15 protein-coding genes and 3 tRNA genes are annotated in these 15836 nt (G+C 66.9%); 9 read left to right on the top strand and 9 right to left on the bottom strand.

All coding sequences use genetic code 11. The annotated features are described in order from the left end of the window. Nucleotides 1–34: 34 nt before the first annotated feature. The 3 genes from C1877_RS02655 to C1877_RS02645 all read right to left on the bottom strand — a co-directional run bounded on the left by C1877_RS02655 (nt 35) and on the right by C1877_RS02645 (nt 3080). The gene (locus tag C1877_RS02655; RefSeq protein ID WP_015539933.1) at nt 35–232 is read right to left on the bottom strand and encodes a hypothetical protein; all 198 of its coding nucleotides are present in this window, start codon (nt 230–232) and stop codon (nt 35–37) included. Between the two features lie 72 nt (nt 233–304). Continuing rightward, nucleotides 305–649 carry a hypothetical protein gene (locus C1877_RS02650; RefSeq protein WP_041239530.1) on the bottom strand — a complete coding sequence of 115 codons (345 nt, stop codon included), beginning with the start codon at nt 647–649 and terminating at the stop codon, nt 305–307. A gap of 28 nt (nt 650–677) precedes the next feature. After that, complete coding sequence (locus C1877_RS02645; RefSeq protein ID WP_114568302.1) at nt 678–3080, bottom strand: molybdopterin-containing oxidoreductase family protein; 2403 nt, start codon at nt 3078–3080, stop codon at nt 678–680. A gap of 242 nt (nt 3081–3322) precedes the next feature. On the opposite strand from C1877_RS02645, the gene C1877_RS15260 reads away from it, so the two are divergent. From C1877_RS15260 to C1877_RS02635, 3 genes are all read left to right on the top strand, one after another. After that, the gene (locus C1877_RS15260) at nt 3323–3496 is read left to right on the top strand and encodes a hypothetical protein (RefSeq protein WP_156791014.1); all 174 of its coding nucleotides are present in this window, start codon (nt 3323–3325) and stop codon (nt 3494–3496) included. Between the two features lie 43 nt (nt 3497–3539). Then, nucleotides 3540–3614 (top strand) — tRNA-Asn (locus C1877_RS02640). 156 nt (nt 3615–3770) lie between these two features. Further along, entirely contained in the window at nt 3771–5018 is a 1248-nt protein-coding gene (locus C1877_RS02635; RefSeq protein ID WP_114568301.1) for an MFS transporter, read from the top strand. Nucleotides 5019–5085: 67 nt separating this feature from the next. Here the strand turns inward: C1877_RS02635 and C1877_RS02630 are convergent. Then, nucleotides 5086–5160 (bottom strand) — tRNA-Ile (locus C1877_RS02630). A 108-nt stretch (nt 5161–5268) separates the two neighbouring features. Then, nucleotides 5269–6315, bottom strand: coding sequence for a tryptophan--tRNA ligase (gene trpS, locus C1877_RS02625; RefSeq protein ID WP_015539935.1), 1047 nt, complete (start codon nt 6313–6315; stop codon nt 5269–5271). Between the two features lie 171 nt (nt 6316–6486). Between trpS and C1877_RS02620 the strand changes: the two genes are divergently transcribed. From C1877_RS02620 to C1877_RS02610, 3 genes are all read left to right on the top strand, one after another. Then, nucleotides 6487–6828, top strand: a complete 342-nt coding sequence (locus C1877_RS02620; protein ID WP_015539936.1) for a PadR family transcriptional regulator — start codon at nt 6487–6489, stop codon at nt 6826–6828. Beyond that, on the top strand, nt 6825–7484 hold the full coding sequence (locus C1877_RS02615) for a DUF3887 domain-containing protein (RefSeq protein WP_114568300.1): 660 nt from the start codon (nt 6825–6827) through the stop codon (nt 7482–7484). The genes C1877_RS02620 and C1877_RS02615 overlap by 4 nt, the downstream gene beginning before the upstream one ends. A 173-nt stretch (nt 7485–7657) precedes the next feature. Beyond that, a complete protein-coding gene (locus C1877_RS02610; protein WP_041239534.1) occupies nt 7658–9433 on the top strand; it encodes a putative bifunctional diguanylate cyclase/phosphodiesterase in 1776 nt (591 codons plus the stop codon). On the opposite strand, the gene C1877_RS02605 is transcribed toward C1877_RS02610, so the two are convergent. Continuing rightward, entirely contained in the window at nt 9405–11225 is a 1821-nt protein-coding gene (locus C1877_RS02605) for a diguanylate cyclase domain-containing protein (protein ID WP_220149886.1), read from the bottom strand. The genes C1877_RS02610 and C1877_RS02605 overlap by 29 nt on opposite strands. A 379-nt stretch (nt 11226–11604) precedes the next feature. On the opposite strand from C1877_RS02605, the gene C1877_RS02600 reads away from it, so the two are divergent. Further along, nucleotides 11605–11904 carry a hypothetical protein gene (locus tag C1877_RS02600; RefSeq protein ID WP_114568298.1) on the top strand — a complete coding sequence of 100 codons (300 nt, stop codon included), beginning with the start codon at nt 11605–11607 and terminating at the stop codon, nt 11902–11904. Between the two features lie 117 nt (nt 11905–12021). Here C1877_RS02600 and C1877_RS02595 read toward each other — a convergent pair. From C1877_RS02595 to C1877_RS15255, 3 genes are all read right to left on the bottom strand, one after another. Next, a tRNA-Val gene (locus tag C1877_RS02595) sits at nt 12022–12096 on the bottom strand. 92 nt (nt 12097–12188) lie between these two features. Continuing rightward, nucleotides 12189–12614 carry a MerR family transcriptional regulator gene (locus C1877_RS02590; RefSeq protein WP_049784127.1) on the bottom strand — a complete coding sequence of 142 codons (426 nt, stop codon included), beginning with the start codon at nt 12612–12614 and terminating at the stop codon, nt 12189–12191. Nucleotides 12615–12709: 95 nt separating this feature from the next. Next, nucleotides 12710–12862 carry a hypothetical protein gene (locus tag C1877_RS15255; RefSeq protein ID WP_015539940.1) on the bottom strand — a complete coding sequence of 51 codons (153 nt, stop codon included), beginning with the start codon at nt 12860–12862 and terminating at the stop codon, nt 12710–12712. 194 nt (nt 12863–13056) lie between these two features. Here C1877_RS15255 and C1877_RS02585 point away from each other — a divergent pair, with 194 nt between their 5' ends. Continuing rightward, the gene (locus C1877_RS02585; RefSeq protein ID WP_114568297.1) at nt 13057–15153 is read left to right on the top strand and encodes an ABC-F family ATP-binding cassette domain-containing protein; all 2097 of its coding nucleotides are present in this window, start codon (nt 13057–13059) and stop codon (nt 15151–15153) included. Continuing rightward, a complete protein-coding gene (locus C1877_RS02580; RefSeq protein ID WP_114568296.1) occupies nt 15150–15635 on the top strand; it encodes a tRNA (cytidine(34)-2'-O)-methyltransferase in 486 nt (161 codons plus the stop codon). Before C1877_RS02585 ends, C1877_RS02580 begins: the two co-directional genes overlap by 4 nt. Nucleotides 15636–15836: the final 201 nt, after the last annotated feature.

Here is a 15836-nt window from a genome sequence, read left to right as displayed (position 1 = left end):
GCCGCGGGACGCGGGACGGGCAGCCCGCCTGGGTTTACCGGTAGATCGGCGTGACTTCGCGCTCCGCGATCTTCTTCATGTTGGCGCCGCAGCGGTCTTTCCAGTCGATGCGGCCCTGCTCGCGCTCGAGCTCGGTGACCGAGCGGCTGAAGTCGCGCGTCAGGTGAACGTCGACGTTCATCAGCTTCTCGGCGATCCTCCCGCCGAAGTCGTCCTCGAATCTCTGGGCCATGTCCGTCCTCCTTCCTGGTTTCCCTTTCCCGCGGGCGCCCCGCGTCGGCGCGGCGCCCGCGGCCCGGCTGATCTACGCCTGCTTGACGGCGACGATCATCTGCTTCTCGCGGTCGACCTTCTTCGCGAGGTCCTCCACACGGCCCCAGTCCAGGCACTGGGCCTGGCAGTGCTGCACGCAGGTGGGCTGCTTGCCCTTGCCCACGCGCTCTTCGCACAAATCGCACCACTTGGTGAACTGGGGGATGAAGTCGTACTGGTAGTCCTTCTTGGCTTCGTCGATGTGCAGCGGGCCCAGCTTCGTGATCTTCAGGCCGAACTCGCGCTCGGTGTAGCCGTGCTCCTGCTGGCAGGCCAGCACGCACGCCTCGCAGCCGGTGCAGTAGTCCACGTCGACCAAAATTCCAAGGTATCCCATGTCTATCTTCCTTTCCGTCGCGCGGCTGCTAGTCGGCCTTGCGGATCTTGCACATCATGGCCTTGTAGTTCGAGCCGAAGCCCGACACGCCGGCGTCGAAGGGCACGAGGTTGTTGATGTTGGACTCCAACACGCCGAACAGGCCCTCCTGCTCGTTCTCCACGTTCTCCTCGGCCGCGTCTTTGCGCTCGGGGAACCACCAGCCGTGCTCGGCCTGCAAAACGCGCGGGTCGTAGGTGTCGTTGAAGGCGGCCTTGTACTTGCACTTGCCGTGCTTGTTCTCCAGCCACACCCAGTCGCCCTCCTCGATGCCGTTGGCGGCCGCGGTGTCGGGATGCAGGTACACGAGCGGGTCGGGGTGCAGGGCGCGCAGCTTCGCGATTTGGCGCTGCTCGGAGTGGAAGAAGTGCGGCACGCGGGCGCCGGACGTGACGATGTAGGGGTACTCCTCCACATCCTCGGGCGCGCTGTAGGGGCTCTCCACCGGCTCCACGTAGCTCGGCAGCGGGTCGAGGCCCGACCACGAGGTGTGGTGGAACACCATGGAGTAGATCTCCGCGCGGCCCGTCTCGGTGCGGAAGCCCGGCTGGCCGTCGGGGCGCAGGTCGCCCGTCTCGTACTTGCGGTACTTGAACTCGGGGTACTTCCACGTGGACTCGCGCAGCTCGTCCCACGTGAAGCCGCCGTCCTCCAGCGCGTAGTCCCACATCTCCTGCACGTCGTCCCAGGGCCAGGCGATGTCCTGGTTCTCGGGCTTGATGGCCGCCGTCAGGCGCTTGCCCAGCTCCAGGAAGATGGTGTTGTCGGGCTTGGAGTCGCCCACGGGCTCGATGGCCTTGTTTATGCAGCTGATGCGGTAGGCGTTCAGCCCGCCGAAGCCGTCGCGCTCCTCGTAGGTGGCCGCCGGCAGCACCACGTCGGCTAGCGCCATCATGGTGGGGGTCATGAACAGGTCGGACACCACGATGAAGTCGATCTGCTTGTACCATTCCAGCTGCTGCTCCGCCTGCGCGCCCATGGTGGCCAGGAAGTTGTTCGTCACGATGTAGGCCGCGCGGATGGGCACCTCGCCGCGCTGCCACGCCTCGATGGTGGCGTTGGAGGACAGGTTCTTGAAGCCCACGGCGAACATGGGGTAGCGCTCCACGCCGATGCGCTTGGACTGCTCCTCCTCGGTCATGAGCTCGTTCCAGCCCCAGGTGCCGGTCCAGTTCGGCTGCTCGATGCCCCAGCACGCGTCGCCCATGACGTTGCCGCCGGGCACGTCGAGGTTGCCGGTGATGCACCACAGGGCCGTGATGGCGTGCGCGGCCTGCTGGCCGCCCGTCTGCTGGTCCAGCGCCACGCCCCACTGGATGGCGGCGGGCTTCGACGCGGCGTAGGTGCGGGCGACGCGCTGCACGTCCTCCTTGGCAACCCATGACTTCTCGCACAGATCGTCCAGGTCCATCTCGGCCACGCGCTCGCACACGGCTTCCAGGCCGTAGACCCACTTGTCGCAGAACTCCTGGTCGTAGAGCTTCTCGTCGCAGACGACCTTCAGCATGGCCATGGCCAGCGCGCCGTCGCCGCCGGGGCGCACGCGTAGCCAGTCCTCGCCGGCGCGGGCCGCGAGCCACGTGAGCTGCGGGTCAATCACGGCCACCTTCATGCCGCGCTTCATGAGGTCGGTGATCCAGTGGCCGTAGAAGCCGTCGGCGTTGCTGTAGAAGGGCTGGTGGCCCCACACGATGCAGTACTTGGGCACCGTGTAGCGCGGGTCGTCGTAGCGCTGGGGGAGGAACTGCGAGCAGTCCATGACGCAGGCGCCGCCCAGCATGCAGGCCATCGACGCGATGCGGGGCAGGTAGCACGAGTTGCCGGCGAAGTAGGGCACGCCCTCGTTCGGGCTGCCCACGCAGGCGTTCAGGCGTGTCACCTGATGGATGTCGCGGCCCGTGCCCTGGCACATGGCTATCTTGTCGGCGCCGTAAGTGTCCACGACGCGCTTGAACTCGCGCACGATGATGTCGTAGGCCTCGTCCCACGAGCATTCCACGAACTTGTCCTTGCCGCGGTCGGCGCGGTCGCGCTTCATGGGCTTGACCAGGCGGTCCTCATGGTACACGTAGTCCGGGATGCAGAGGCAGCGGCTGCACAGGCGCCCCTGGTTGTAGGGGTCCTCCGGGTCGCCCTCCACCTTCACCAGCTTGCCGTCCTTCACGTAGGACAGGATGCCGCACACGTTGTGGCATCCCGGCGCGCTGCGCGCGGTGCCGCGGATCACGGTCATGCCGTCCTCCTCCCACGTCCAAGGCACCTTCGGCGTCTCGGCGGCGGGCACGGGCGGGCGCGTGTCGGTCTTCTTCGGCAGGCGCGAGCCGCGGCGGTACTTCTTCCCGTTGGTCTCGCTCCAGTGCTCCTGCACGGGTGCCTGGGCTGAATCGGCCATACGTTCCTCCTTCTCGTTGCTTCCCTCGTCGGTTCTCGTCTCGCATCAGGGTCGTCTCCGGCCCGCCTGCTGCGGCTTGCGCGTGCGGCGGGCGGGCCGATTCCGAACGAGGCCAGAATAAGGAGGATTCGCGTAGCGGCGTCCCCCACAGATGATGAGGGGGACGTTTTCATTATTCCAACCCGAGCGTTTTCGGCGGTAATCCCGTTGGTATGAGGCTCCCAACTGGGAAGACGTCGTGGATGAAGAAACGAGCCCAGCAGGGGGCGGTGCAGGTGCGGCGCCGGATCTGCATGCTGCGTCTGCAAAGCAGCCCCGTTGCGTCGAGCCTTGCAGGCACCGAATCTGCCGCTGATTTCGAGGGCAAGCGAATTTGCGAAAATTCGGTCTTGCGCAAAGGCTGCGTTCCGGTATAATCTTCACTTGCGCGCGACCGAGACAGGAAGCGCCAAGGCTCATTCCTCGGTAGCTCAACGGCAGAGCATCCGGCTGTTAACCGGAGGGTTGTAGGTTCGAATCCTACCCGGGGAGCCAAGATACGCACAGGCCAGAAGCATCGCGCTTCTGGCCTTTTTGTTTTCGGGGCGCGCGGGCGGATACGGCCCGAACCGGTCCGGTGGGCGTGCAGCGCAAGGGCCAGGAGCCGGCAGGGGCCGACAGGCGGGACGAAGCAGGAGGGTCGGGGGACTCGTGGGCGTTTCGGACAGGGGAGCGGCGCGCAGGGGCGCGCGCGGCGGCTCGGCGTTGATGGGCGTGCTGGCCATCGCGGCGGGCATCGTCATCGTCATGAACCTCTTCAAGGTGTCGGCATCGCTCGGCCAGATCACGGCCGACCTGGGTATCGGCGCAAGCACGGGGAGCTGGCTCGTCACGGTGTGCACCGTGGTGGCCGTGGTGCTCGTGCTGCCGGCAGGCGGCCTGGCCGACCGGTTCGGGCCGAAGCGGGTGGGGCTCGTCGGCCTGGCGTGCGCGGCGCTCGGCAGCGTGGCGGGCGCCCTCTGCACCGACATCGGCCCCCTCCTGGCGTCGCGCGCGCTCGAGGGCGTGGGCTACGGGGTCACTGGCGTCGTCTCGCCGGCCATCATCGCGGAGGCCTTCCCGCCCGAGAGGCGCGGCGTTCCCATGGCCGTCTGGTCGTGCTGGATGGATTTGGGGATGCTGGCCGTGCTCACGGTGGCGAACCTCGTCATCGACCCGGCCGTGGCGTCCAGCTGGAAGGGCCTCTGGTGGCTGTGCGCGGTCCTGACCGCGGCGATGGCGGCGGTCTACGCGCTCGCGGTGCGGGAGGGGCCACGTCTCGATCCGGGCGCGAGCGGGGAGGCGGGCGGCCCGCGGCCCTTGCTCGCCGGTGCGCTGAAGTCGCCCGCCACCTGGGTGGTGTCGCTCGTGTTCTTCCTGTACAACGTCGGCGTGCTGTCGCTTTTGACGCTGGCGCCGCTCTACTGCCAGGTGCAGCTCGGCCTGGGCGCGGCCGAGGCCAACTCGTGCACGAGCCTGCTCACCGTCGGCATGATCTCGGGAGCGCTCGCCACGGGGCTCGTGCTCGTGCGGGTGCGCACGCTGCGCGGGCGCATCATGCTGCTGGCGGCGAGCATGGTGCTGGCCGCCGCGGTGCTCGGCTGGGCCTACGTGTACACGGCCGACCAGATAATCCCCTTCATGCTGCTGGGCGGGCTGGCCCTCTCCATCATGCCGGCGGTGGGGTTCACCATCGTGCCCGAGACGCCCGCGTCGCCCGCCTTCGCCGGCACGGCCATCGGGCTGTTCATGCTCATGGGAAATTTGGCCGGCTTCGGCACGCCGCTCGTGGGCGCCCTGATGGAGAGCGCCCCCGCGGTCCTCTCGGCCGCGCTCGCGGCGGCGAGCCTGGCCGGCGCGGCGCTGTCCTTGCTGTTGCTGCGCCTCATGGGAGGGCGCCCCTCGGCCCCGGGCGCCTAAGCTCCCTCGCCTAGTGCGGGCGGCATGAAAAAAGCCGGATGCGGGAAGCATCCGGCTTTGTCATTTTTGGTGGGCCCAGCAGGACTCGAACCTGCAACCAAGGGATTATGAGTCCCCTGCTCCGCCATTGAGCTATAGGCCCTCGAACAGCGTTTCGCCATTCTATATCAAAACCGGCCCCGTTGCCAAGAGAACGCGCAGGCTCCGCGAAAAACCTGCGGGACGGCCGCCAGAGCAGGCGGGGTGGCGCCTAGTACACCATGCCCATGGTCTCGCGCACCTCGTCGAGCGTGGCGTTGGCTATCTCGTTGGCGCGGCGGTTGCCCTCGTGCAGCACGTCCTCGATGTAGCCCATGTCGCCCAGCAGCTCTTCGCGGCGTTCGCGGATGGGGGCCAGGTAGGCGTTCACGCTCTCGGTGACGTACTTCTTGAGGGTGCCCGAGCCGCCGTCGCCTATCTCGGCGGCGATGTCGGCCTCGGCGCGGCCCGTGCAGAGCGCCGCCGTGGTGAGCAGCGCCGACACGCCGGGGCGGCCTTCGGGGTCGTAGGTGATGTTGCGGTCGGCGTCGGTCTGCGACTTCTTGATGAGCTTCGCCGTCTCGGCGTCGGTGGCCGACAGGCTGATGGCGTTGCCATAGCTCTTCGACATCTTGCGGCCGTCGAGGCCGGGGATGGCCGGCGCATCGTTCAGCAGTCCGTCGGGCTCGGGGAACACGTGGCCGTAGCGCTCGTTGAAGCGGCGGGCTATCTGGCGCGTCTGCTCGATGTGGGGCATCTGGTCCTTGCCCACGGGCACGATGTTGCCCTTGCAGAACAGGATGTCGCACGCCTGGTGCACGGGGTAGGTGAGCAAAAGGCCCGTGAGCGCGTGGCCGGACGCGTCCTGCTCGGCCTTCACCGTGGGGTTGCGCAAAAGCTCGGACTCCGTGACGAGCGAGAGGAACGGCAGCATGAGCTGGTTCAAGGCCGGCACGGCCGAGTGCGTGAAGATGATGGTCTTGGCGGGGTCGATGCCGCAGGCTAGGTAGTCCACCACCATGTTGCGCACGTTGTCGGCGATGTTCGCCGTGGTGTCGCGGTCGGTGATCACCTGGTAGTCGGCGATGATGATGCGGGTGGTTATCCCCAGGTCCTGCAGCGCCACGCGCTCGCGGATGGTGCCGAAGTAGTGGCCCAGGTGCAGCCGCCCGGTGGGGCGGTCGCCGGTCAGCATGGTGTACTTCTCGGGGTGCTCGGGCAGGTCCGCGCGGATCTCGTCGGAGCGCTTGCGGCTGGCTTCGTAGCTGTCGATGCTCATGGGTTCAAGTCTCTTTCATATATCATGCGGGCACAACGTTGTCGTCCAGTATAGCGTTTCTTCGGCACGGCCGCTCGCGGTTCCTCCTGCCGCTCGCGGTTTCGCCCGTTGCGCGCATCGGCGGGATCGTCTATATTTAGCAATACTAAGTAACAGAAACGAGGAGCGTCGATGCGGCAGAGGTTCGCCCAGCAGATGAAGAAGGGCGCGCTGGACATGCTCGTGCTGAAGCTGCTGGAGCACGAGGAGAAGTACGGCTACCAGCTTATCGGCGAGCTGTGCGAGCGTTCGGGTGGCACCGTGTCGCTGAAGGAGGGCACGCTGTACCCCATCCTGTATCGGATGGAGGACAACGGCCTGGTGGCGAGCCGCCTGGCGGCCAAGACGGCGAAGGAGCCCGCGCGCAAGTACTACGCCGTGACGGAGCGGGGCCGCACGGCCCTGGCCGAGATGTACGCGGTGTGGAACGAGTTCGACAGGTGCGTGCGGTCGATCATGGAGGAGGAGCGATGAACGAGAAGGCCTATGCGAAGGCGGTGGCGAGGCGCCTGGCGTGCTCGAAGGCGCGCCGTGACGAGTTCGTGCGCGACCTGGAGTCGGACATCGCCTCGTCGCTTGCCGACGGCGAGACCTGGGAGCAGGTGGAGCGCCGCCTGGGCGACCCCCGTGACGTCGCCCGCGAGTTCAACGAGGCCCTCTCCGAGCGCGAGCTCGCCGCCGGCAGGAAGCGCCGGCGGCTGAGGGCAGCCGGCATCGCGGCCGCCGCCGCGGTCGTGGTGGTGGCGGTGCTCGCGGCGGGATCCTGGTGGGCCCTGCCCAAGACCGCGCCGGCCGGGCAGGGCATCGGGCTCACCGAGCAGGAGATCCTCGGGCGCGCGCAAGAGGTGGTGGCGCTGGTCGATGCCGAAGACTTCGATGCGCTTCGGTCGATGTCCACCGAACCCATGCAGAACGCCCTTGACGCGACCTCGCTCGAGGCCGCCCGCGCAAGCTTCAGCGATGACTGGGGGGCGTTCGAGGCGTTCGGCAACGCGTATGCCTTCGAGGCCCGCCAACTGTGGGTCACGCAGGAGGTCGTCGAGATGGTGGCCATCTACAAGAACATCACGGTCACGTACGACATCGTCTTCGAGAGCGATATGAGGCTCTCCAGCTTCTACATTAAGTAGAGGGCCCCGGCCCTTCCGCAGGCTTCCTAAATCCCATCTATCGGGTGAGCGTTCGTTCGGGGTACAATGTCCGGTAGTGTTCGGGGCGCGGCCGAGGGAGGATGCATGACGTTGCACGATGGGGGGGGGGTGGCTTCTCTGAAGAAGGGCCCCTGGTCCTCTCGCGATCGCGGGTGACGTTCGCCTGCGTCGCCGTCTGGATTGTCGGCGCGGCGCTTCTGTTCTCGAGCCTCCTGCAGATGCAGGGCTACGCGGCCATCATCAACAACGCCGGAACCGTGCGAGGCGGCACGCAGATGGCAGTGAAGCTCGAGCTTGCCGGCACGCAGGCTGACAACCTCGAGGCGCACGTCGATGGGCTGCTCTCCCAGCTGATAGCCGACGAGGAGGCGCGCCCGCTCAAGTCGTCCGCCACCCGCGAGGTCGTCGAGGGCCTTCATGCCGTGCAGGCGAAGTGGCGCGAGGTCGAGCGGGGCATCGCCGAGGTGCGCGCCGGGGCCCCGGGTGATGCGCTCATGCGCGCGAGCCAGGAGCACTGGGACCTCGCCGACCGGGCCGTGAGGGCCGCGGAGGCGCGTGCGAACGGGGAATCGCGGCTCATGCTGCTCGTCAGCGCCCTCCTCGTCCTATTCACCACGGCGCTCCTCGTGCTGCGCGAGCGCGACAGCATGCGAAGGCTCCGCAAGACGTTCCTGATCGACCCCCTGACCGGGGGCAGCAACCTGGAGGGTTTCTACCGGGAGGCGTCGAAGGCCATCGCCGGGGCCCCGCCGTCCACGTACCTGGTGGTCTACACCAACGTCGTTCACTTTCGGTTCATCAACGACTCGTTCGGCCGCGCGGCGGGCGACGAGCTCATCGTGCGCCTGTACGGCATATACCGCTCCTCGTGCGACGGCCTGTGCGCCCGGGCCGACTCCGACCACTTCGCGCTGCTCGTGAAGAACGACCCCGCGGCCTTGGAGCGTCTTTGCGAGAAGGTGGACGCCGATCTGCGCGAGGCCGAGGACCTTCACTTCACAGGAACGCTTTCGTGCAACTACGGCGCATACGTCGCCGATGACCCGAACGTGGGCGTCGCGTCCATGGTGAGCGATGCCGCGCTCGTGCTCAAGGCGGGCGTCAAGGAGCGCGGGGTGGCCTATTACACCGAGGCGTTCAGGGCCAAGCTCAGCGGCGAGATGGAGATCGTGCAGGGCATGGGCGACGCCCTCGCGCGCGACGAGTTCCTGATGTACCTGCAGCCGCAGGTCGACGTGCGCACGGGGCGGCTGACGGGGGCCGAGTGCCTGTGCCGCTGGAAGTCGGACAAGCTTGGGCTCCTGCAGCCGACCGCCTTCATCCCCGCCCTGGAGCGCTCCGGGCTGATATCCGACCTCGATTTCCATATGCTGGAGCGCGTGTGCCGGGCCTATCCGCTGCCTTTGCCGGGAGGGGAGGGCGCGCCGTTGCCCATCTCCGTGAACTTCTCGCGGCCCACGGTGCTGCAAGACGGTTTCGTCGAGCGGTTCCTCGAGATCGTGAGCCGCTACGACCTGCCTCCCGAGGCCATCGAGGTGGAGGTCACCGAGGGCGCGTTCATGGTGGACGAGGCCGTGGTCGTGCGCACGCTGGAGACGCTGAGCGCGGAGGGCTTCCGCATTGCCATGGACGACTTCGGATCAGGCTTCTCGTCGCTTAACCTGCTGCGCCGGCTTCCCATCCACGTGCTCAAGCTGGACAAGGAGTTCCTGTGCGAGGGCTACGAGACCGACCGTACGCAGTCCATCTTGAGCGACATCGTGGTCATGGCGCAGCATCTGGGCATCCGCACCGTATGCGAGGGCGTGGAAACGCCCGAGCACGTGGCCCTGCTGCGCGAGATAGGCTGCGACACGGCGCAGGGCTTCTACTACTCCCGCCCCCTCGATCTGGATGCCTTCAGGAAGAAGTACCTTTCCCAGCCGTGAGGCCGCCCTGCCCGTCCACGTGTTCCCGCACGCGGCGCTTTTCGGCGTACATGGCCTCGTCGGCTCGCTTGATCAGGTTGTTCAACGTAAACGGCGCCTTGCTCCAGCGGCTCCCGACGGCGGCGGTGGCCACGACGTCGTGGGTTTCGGCCAGCTTGCCCAGGTGCTCCTCCCAGCGCTCGACGAGCTTTGCCAGCTCCGCCTCGTCGCTGTCGCACGCCACGACGAGGAACTCGTCGCCGCCGTAGCGGTAGCCGTGGACGCGCTCGTCGGTGATGGACCGGATGCTGTCGGACACCAGTTTCAGCAGGGCGTCTCCTCGGCCGTGGCCCTGCGTGTCGTTCACGGCCTTCAGGTGGTTGACGTCGAAGAACAGCACGCCGCATGACGACAGGCCTTGGTAGACGCTTGTTCGCATGCGCGCGAGCCTCGTGCGGTTGGGCAGCCCTGTGAGCTCGTCTCGCTCGGCTATGGCGCGCTCCTTGGCGGCCAGCTCTTCGGTCAGGTCGGTGTAGTAGCCGCTTAGCAGCAGGTTTCCGTCCCGGTCGTCGGTTACGCGGTAGAACACCTGCATGGGCACGTAGCTGCCGTCCCCGCGGATAAGGCGCAGGCGAACCGTGATGGTCTCGCGGGTGGTGATGAGCTTCTCCAGCGCTTGCCGAGCCATCTCCTCGTCATCGGGATGAACGCCCGTGAACCCGTCCGCGCTGTAGAAATCGGTGCATTCGCGATGGCTCATGCCGCTCATGCGGCAGAACTCCTCGTTGATGAAGTGGGGCACGGTCCTGCCCTCCGGGGTTACCAGCTGCTGGACGAAACCGCCGGGCATGTCGTTCATGAGGTCGCGCAGGATGCGGTTGTCGCGGAGGATCTGCTCCTCGTTGTCGCGTCGCTGGAGGATCGCCGTCATGTAGTCGCCCAGCGCCGCGAGGTGGCTTGCGTGCGACGCGTTGCGCGCAGGGTTGTCCACGCCCATGAATCCCACCAGGTGGCCACCGGAGCGCAGGGGCACGAGGATGAGGCTCTCGATGCCCTGGCTCGTGAATATCCGGTTCTCGTCCAGGCCGCTTTCGAGGATGGCTTCCACGCCGTCGAGGCAGATGCTCTCGCCGGCCTTCAGGATATCCAGCATGCGCCGGTAGGTCGAGCAGGGAAGGTCCTGCAGGTTCTGCTGTTCGGCCGCCACGCCGGGGGCGCAGCATTCGTAGGTGTTGCTGGCCAGCTCCCTCTCGTCGTCGATCTCGAACACGTAGGCGCGGTCGCCCTCGAAGTACTCCCGCGTCTTGTCGAGCGCAAGGCCGATGGAGTCGTCGGGGTCGGCGCCTGCCAGGAGGTAGCGGGAGGCGTCGTTCAGGAACCGCAGCTGATCGCTCGTCTCCTGGGAGCGCGCTGCCGCGGCGTCCCGGCTGCGCAGGGCGTTCTCGAGGTGCGCGCGGACGAGACGCGGGCTTGCGGGAAGCAAGATCACGCCGTCGGCGCCCTGCTCCAACGCGGTCACCTGGATATCCTCGTCGTTTCTTGGTGCAAGGGCGAACACGAGGGGGTTTTGCCGCCCCTCGTCGCGGTGCTGCTGGCCGAGAAGGGCGTCGGCATCGGGCGAGAGGGCGTTGAAGAGAACGGCCGCGGGGGCTTGCGCCCGCATGGTGCCGAGCGCTTCGCAGGCGGACTTTGCGAAGAGGAGGCGGAACTCCCTGCCAAGCGCTTCCTCGAGGGCTGCGCGGTCGGTATCTTCGAGGCAGGCGAGCAGGAGCGTGGTGCCCGGTTGCACCTCGACAGGGTTCGCGTCGGCCATGCCCACCTCCTTTCGCTTCGAGGTTTAAGAATGTAGTGTAGCAAGTTTTCGGCGCGCGCGACGGGCGAATAGACCAACTAACGGTAGAAGCAGGAATTTGTTTTTCCTGATTATCAGCTCAAAAGAAAGGCGTGAACCTGCCGATAAGTTAACGGCTGGGATTGCCCGCCGGGGCGAATATGCTCGTCGCGCATCCGGCATGCTCGGCGCGTCTTGCGTATAATGGGGGGAACGAGAGGGTTTCCCATGGGCGAGGCGATGGAGGGCCTGGCACGGGCGCCTGGCCTGCACCTGTCCGAGCTGCCGTCCCGAAGCAGCCGGTGATGCCTGCAGCTGTGCTTGGCGTTGTACCCTGTGGGCGCCTTGGAGAGGAGCGGAGATGTTCGAATGGCTGGGAATAGAGCTGGACCCGAGCGGGTTGGCGATTCTTGCAAACCCGATAGGCTTCTTCACCGCGTTCTCGTTCCCCCTCATGATCTTCGCGGCCTTCCTGGTTTCGGGGCTCGTCGGCCCGCTTGAGCGTTTGGCGAGAAGGAGCGAGCGGCTGGGGCGCCTCTTGGACAGCGCGATAGAGAAGGGCCCGCGGGAGGGCTGGTCGGGCTACATCCTCGCAGCCGTCACGGTGGCGCTCCTCTTCGGCATCGCTCTCTGGGTGTTCTGCCGCATAAGCGGCTCATGAGGCCCGGGCAGGGTTCATGAATGCCCCATGCGCCCGAGGAGGGTGCGCGGATGGGGGGCGGCAATCCTGGATAATGAAAAGGCCGGAAGCAAAATATGCTTCCGGCCTGCTATTTCATGGTGGTCGCTACAGGATTTGAACCTGTGACCCCCGCCGTGTGAAGGCGATGCTCTCCCGCTGAGCCAAGCGACCGTTTTCCGCTGCGTCGTCGCAACGTGCTTGGATATTCTAGCGGTAGTTAAGCCGTCGCGCAAGGGCTGATTTCGAGGTTGTGCGAGGAATCTTCAAAACTTGCCGACAACCGGGTGCCCCGTTGCGGGCGAAGGTGCTCGCGCATCGCCGCGGATCGCGCGCTCGGCGGCCAGAATTCCCTCGTAGTTCTCTATCTTGGCGTTCAAGCGGTCGAGACCCGCCTGCATGTCGGCGATGCGTTTCTCGACGAGGCCGCGCTGCTCCTCGAGAATCGCCTTGCGGGCCGCCGCCGTCTGCTCGCCCTGCTCGAACAGGTCCATGTACTCGATGAGCGCTTCGATGGAAACGCTCGCTGCGCGCATGCACTTCACGAACTCCACGCGCGCGCAGTCCTGCTCGCTGTAGTCGCGTATGCCGCTTGCATTGCGCGTGACGCCTGGCAACAGGCCGATGCGCTCGTAATAGCGAAGGGTGTCGGCGCTCAACCCGTACCGCTTGCTCACTTCCGCGATCTTCATCTTCGGGCTCCTTTCCGCCATGCCCTGCATTGAAGCACATGGAGCGCACTCCAAGTCAAGGGGGTTTCGCGAAAGCGCCTCCGGGGCTGCGGCGGCTACTGGTAGAAATGCCGGACGATGAACGACACCACGAGGATGAACCCCGCGGCCAGAAGCGAGCCGAGCGTGCGGGGGTCGGCCTTCGCGGTGCTGCGGGCCGTGCTTGCGGGTTGGAGGTCGGCGATGTCGGTGTTCGGGTTCCTGGTCATGCGGGAGTGCCTCCCATCGTGCTCGTTCGTGGTTGCTTTCTGGGATCGGCGAAGCCGTTAGCCGTGCGCGGCCTCTTCCGCTATCATAGACAAGTTGCGCCTCCTGGCCTGCCGCGCATCGCCAGGCGGGCGGGCAAAGGCGCTGCCGGCTCTGCCGGCGCGACGAAACCTGCGACAGAAAGCACGCACGCACCATGATCATGCAGCTCGAACATATCTCGAAGTCGTTCGGAGGGCGCCAGCTCTTCCATGACGTGACGTTCCGCCTCGAGGAGTACGAGCGCCTGGCGCTCGTGGGCCCCAACGGCGCGGGCAAGACCACCATGCTCAACATCATCTCGGGGGCCGAGGACGCCGACGAGGGCCGCGTGCTGTTCGCCAAGGGCGCGCGCGTGGGCTACCTGGAGCAGGAGGCCATCGAGATGGCCGACCAGCCCATCTTCGAGGAGGTCATGTCCTCGCAGGTGGAGGTTCTGGAAGCCGAGCGCCGCCTGTACAAGCTGGAGCAGGAGCTGGGCGAGGATCCCACCGAGCAGCAGCTTGCGGCGGCCGGCCGCGCGCGCGACGCCTACGAGGTGCTGGGCGGCTACACCATCGAGGCCAAGGTGCGCAGCGTCATGTTCGGCCTCGGATTTGCGGAGGGCGACCTGCGCCGCCTGACCACGGAGTTCTCCGGCGGCTGGCAGATGCGCATCGCGCTGGCGAAGCTCCTCATCCGCAACCCCGAGGTGCTGCTGCTCGACGAACCCACGAACCACCTGGACCTGGAGAGCGTGAAATGGCTGGAAGGGTTCCTCCGCGGCTACGCGGGCACCGTGGTGGTGGTGAGCCACGACCGCGCGTTCATGGACAACATGGTGGACCGCGTGGCCGAGGTGGACAACGGCCAGGTGAACCTGTACAAGGGCAACTACTCGGACTACCTGCGCATCCGCGAGGAGCGCCTCGAGCGCCTGCGCGCCGAGGCGGCGAAGCAGGCCGAGGAGATCGCCCACATGGAGGCGTTCGTCGAGAAGTTCCGCTACAAGCCCACGAAGGCCAAGCAGGTGCAGGACCGCGTGAAGAAGCTCGAGAAGATCAAGCGCATCGAGCTTCCCGAGGAGAAGAAGACCGTGCACTTCAACTTCAAGCAGCCGCCGCGCACCGGCGACGAGGTGGTGCGCGCCCGCGGCCTGGTGAAGCGCTTCGGCGACAAGACGGTGTACGACGGCTTCGACTTCACCATGTACCGCGGCGACAAGATAGCGCTCGTGGGCCCCAACGGCGCGGGCAAGTCCACGCTGCTGAAGATGGTGGCCGGGGCGCTCGCGCCCGATGCGGGCTCCATCGACTACGGCGTGCACGTGACGAAGACGTACTACGCCCAGCACCAGCTGGAGGAGCTGCACCCCGGCAACACCGTGTTCGAGGAGCTGGACCGCGTGGCGCCGGGCTGGACCATCTCGCAGGTGCGCACGCTCCTGGGCGCGTTCCTGTTCACGGGCGACGCGGTGGACAAGCGCGTGAGCGTGCTCTCCGGCGGCGAGAAGAGCCGCCTGGCGCTGGCGAAGATGCTCGTGGCGCCGCGCCCGCTCCTGTGCCTGGACGAGCCCACGAACCACCTGGACATCGCGAGCGCCGACATCCTCGAGCAGGCGCTCAAGGCGTTCGAGGGCACCATCCTCTTCATCACGCACGACCGCCATCTCATCAAGGGCGTGGCGAACCGCATCGTGGAGGTGGAGCCCGGCCGCGTGACCAACTACGACGGCGACTACGACTACTACCTGTTCAAGAGCGGCCAGCTGGACGGCCCCGCGCCCGAGGAGCGCTCGCTCGTGGACGAGGTCATGGGGGAGGGCGCCCCCGGCAAGGGCGCGAAGGGGCCGGGCGCAGGCTCCAAGACGGCGGCGAGCGCGAGCCGCCGCGAGCTGACGGCCTCCTCGGGGGGTGCCGCCGCGAAGCCGGCCGGCCAGCCCGCCGAGCTCACGGCCCCGCGCGAGAGCGCGCCCAAGACCAAGGAGCAGAAACGCCGCGAGGCCGAGGCGCGCAACCGCGCCTACGCCGCGCTCAAGAACCACCGCAAGCGCATCGCCGAGCTGGACCGCCAGATGGAGCGCGACAACGCGCGCATGGCGGAGCTCTTGGAGCTCATGGCCGACCCGGACTTCTACATCAACGAGGACGCCTCCTCCGACGCCGTGGCCGAGCACGCCAAGATCAAGCAGCGCTTGGCCGCCGCCGAGGAGGAGTGGTTCGCGCTCACCGAGGAGCTGGAGGAAGAGATGGCCAGGCAGGCGGAGGGGCTGTGAGCGAGCCGTTGAACATCGTCCTCGTGGAGCCCGAGATTCCGCAGAACACGGGCAACATCGCGCGGACGTGCGCGTGCACGGGCGCGCGGCTGCATCTCGTAGAGCCGATGGGGTTCCGGCTCACGGCCAAGCAGCTCGCCCGTGCCGGCTGCGACTACTGGGACGAGGTCGACCTTGTCCGCTGGCCGTGCGCCGAGGCGTTTTTCGAGGCGCACGGCGGCTCCGAGCTGCACCTGTTCACCGGTCAGGCGCACCGCTCCTTCGCCGAGGTCTCCTACGGGCCGGGTGCCTTCCTCGTGTTCGGCCGCGAGAGCCGTGGCCTGGGCTTGGGGATCATCGAGGCGTATGCGGGCCGCTGCGTGCGCATCCCCATGCGAGAGGGCCTGCGCAGCCTCAACCTCTCCAACGCCGTGGCCGTGGCTACCTACGAGGCCCTACGCCAGCAGGGTTACTGCGGCCTCGGGGATAGCGCCGGCGCATGAGGCGTCCGCCCGCGGCGGCGGGTTCCCCTGCCTGCTGACGCAGAAAAGGCCCTTCTTTGCCAAAAAACGGCCGGTGGGAGTGCGGCAGCCCGCTTGGACCGCCTAGACGGCGTAGCCGAGCCGCCTCCTGCGGCCCGTGATCGTATCGTACACCATCCGGCCCTCCTCGCGGAAGCCCTTGAGCCTGCCGTCCCTGTACCA

Origin of the sequence: Gordonibacter pamelaeae, assembly GCF_003340385.1 — a bacterium.
GTDB classification, from domain to species: domain Bacteria; phylum Actinomycetota; class Coriobacteriia; order Coriobacteriales; family Eggerthellaceae; genus Gordonibacter; species Gordonibacter pamelaeae.
This window is presented reverse-complemented; position numbering and strand designations above follow the sequence as displayed.

What these genes read in the sequence shown, in the direction of transcription:
- C1877_RS02645 (WP_114568302.1), bottom strand. Translation starts at nt 3,080, where the DNA reads ATGGCCGATTCAGCCCAGGCACCCGTGCAGGAGCACTGGAGCGAGACC.
- C1877_RS15255 (WP_015539940.1), bottom strand. Translation starts at nt 12,862, where the DNA reads ATGACCAGGAACCCGAACACCGACATCGCCGACCTCCAACCCGCAAGC.
- trpS (WP_015539935.1), bottom strand. Translation starts at nt 6,315, where the DNA reads ATGAGCATCGACAGCTACGAAGCCAGCCGCAAGCGCTCCGACGAGATC.
- C1877_RS15260 (WP_156791014.1), top strand. Translation starts at nt 3,323, where the DNA reads ATGAAGAAACGAGCCCAGCAGGGGGCGGTGCAGGTGCGGCGCCGGATC.
- C1877_RS02590 (WP_049784127.1), bottom strand. Translation starts at nt 12,614, where the DNA reads ATGAAGATCGCGGAAGTGAGCAAGCGGTACGGGTTGAGCGCCGACACC.
- C1877_RS02600 (WP_114568298.1), top strand. Translation starts at nt 11,605, where the DNA reads ATGTTCGAATGGCTGGGAATAGAGCTGGACCCGAGCGGGTTGGCGATT.
- C1877_RS02650 (WP_041239530.1), bottom strand. Translation starts at nt 649, where the DNA reads ATGGGATACCTTGGAATTTTGGTCGACGTGGACTACTGCACCGGCTGC.
- C1877_RS02615 (WP_114568300.1), top strand. Translation starts at nt 6,825, where the DNA reads ATGAACGAGAAGGCCTATGCGAAGGCGGTGGCGAGGCGCCTGGCGTGC.
- C1877_RS02655 (WP_015539933.1), bottom strand. Translation starts at nt 232, where the DNA reads ATGGCCCAGAGATTCGAGGACGACTTCGGCGGGAGGATCGCCGAGAAG.
- C1877_RS02605 (WP_220149886.1), bottom strand. Translation starts at nt 11,225, where the DNA reads ATGGCCGACGCGAACCCTGTCGAGGTGCAACCGGGCACCACGCTCCTG.
- C1877_RS02620 (WP_015539936.1), top strand. Translation starts at nt 6,487, where the DNA reads ATGCGGCAGAGGTTCGCCCAGCAGATGAAGAAGGGCGCGCTGGACATG.
- C1877_RS02585 (WP_114568297.1), top strand. Translation starts at nt 13,057, where the DNA reads ATGATCATGCAGCTCGAACATATCTCGAAGTCGTTCGGAGGGCGCCAG.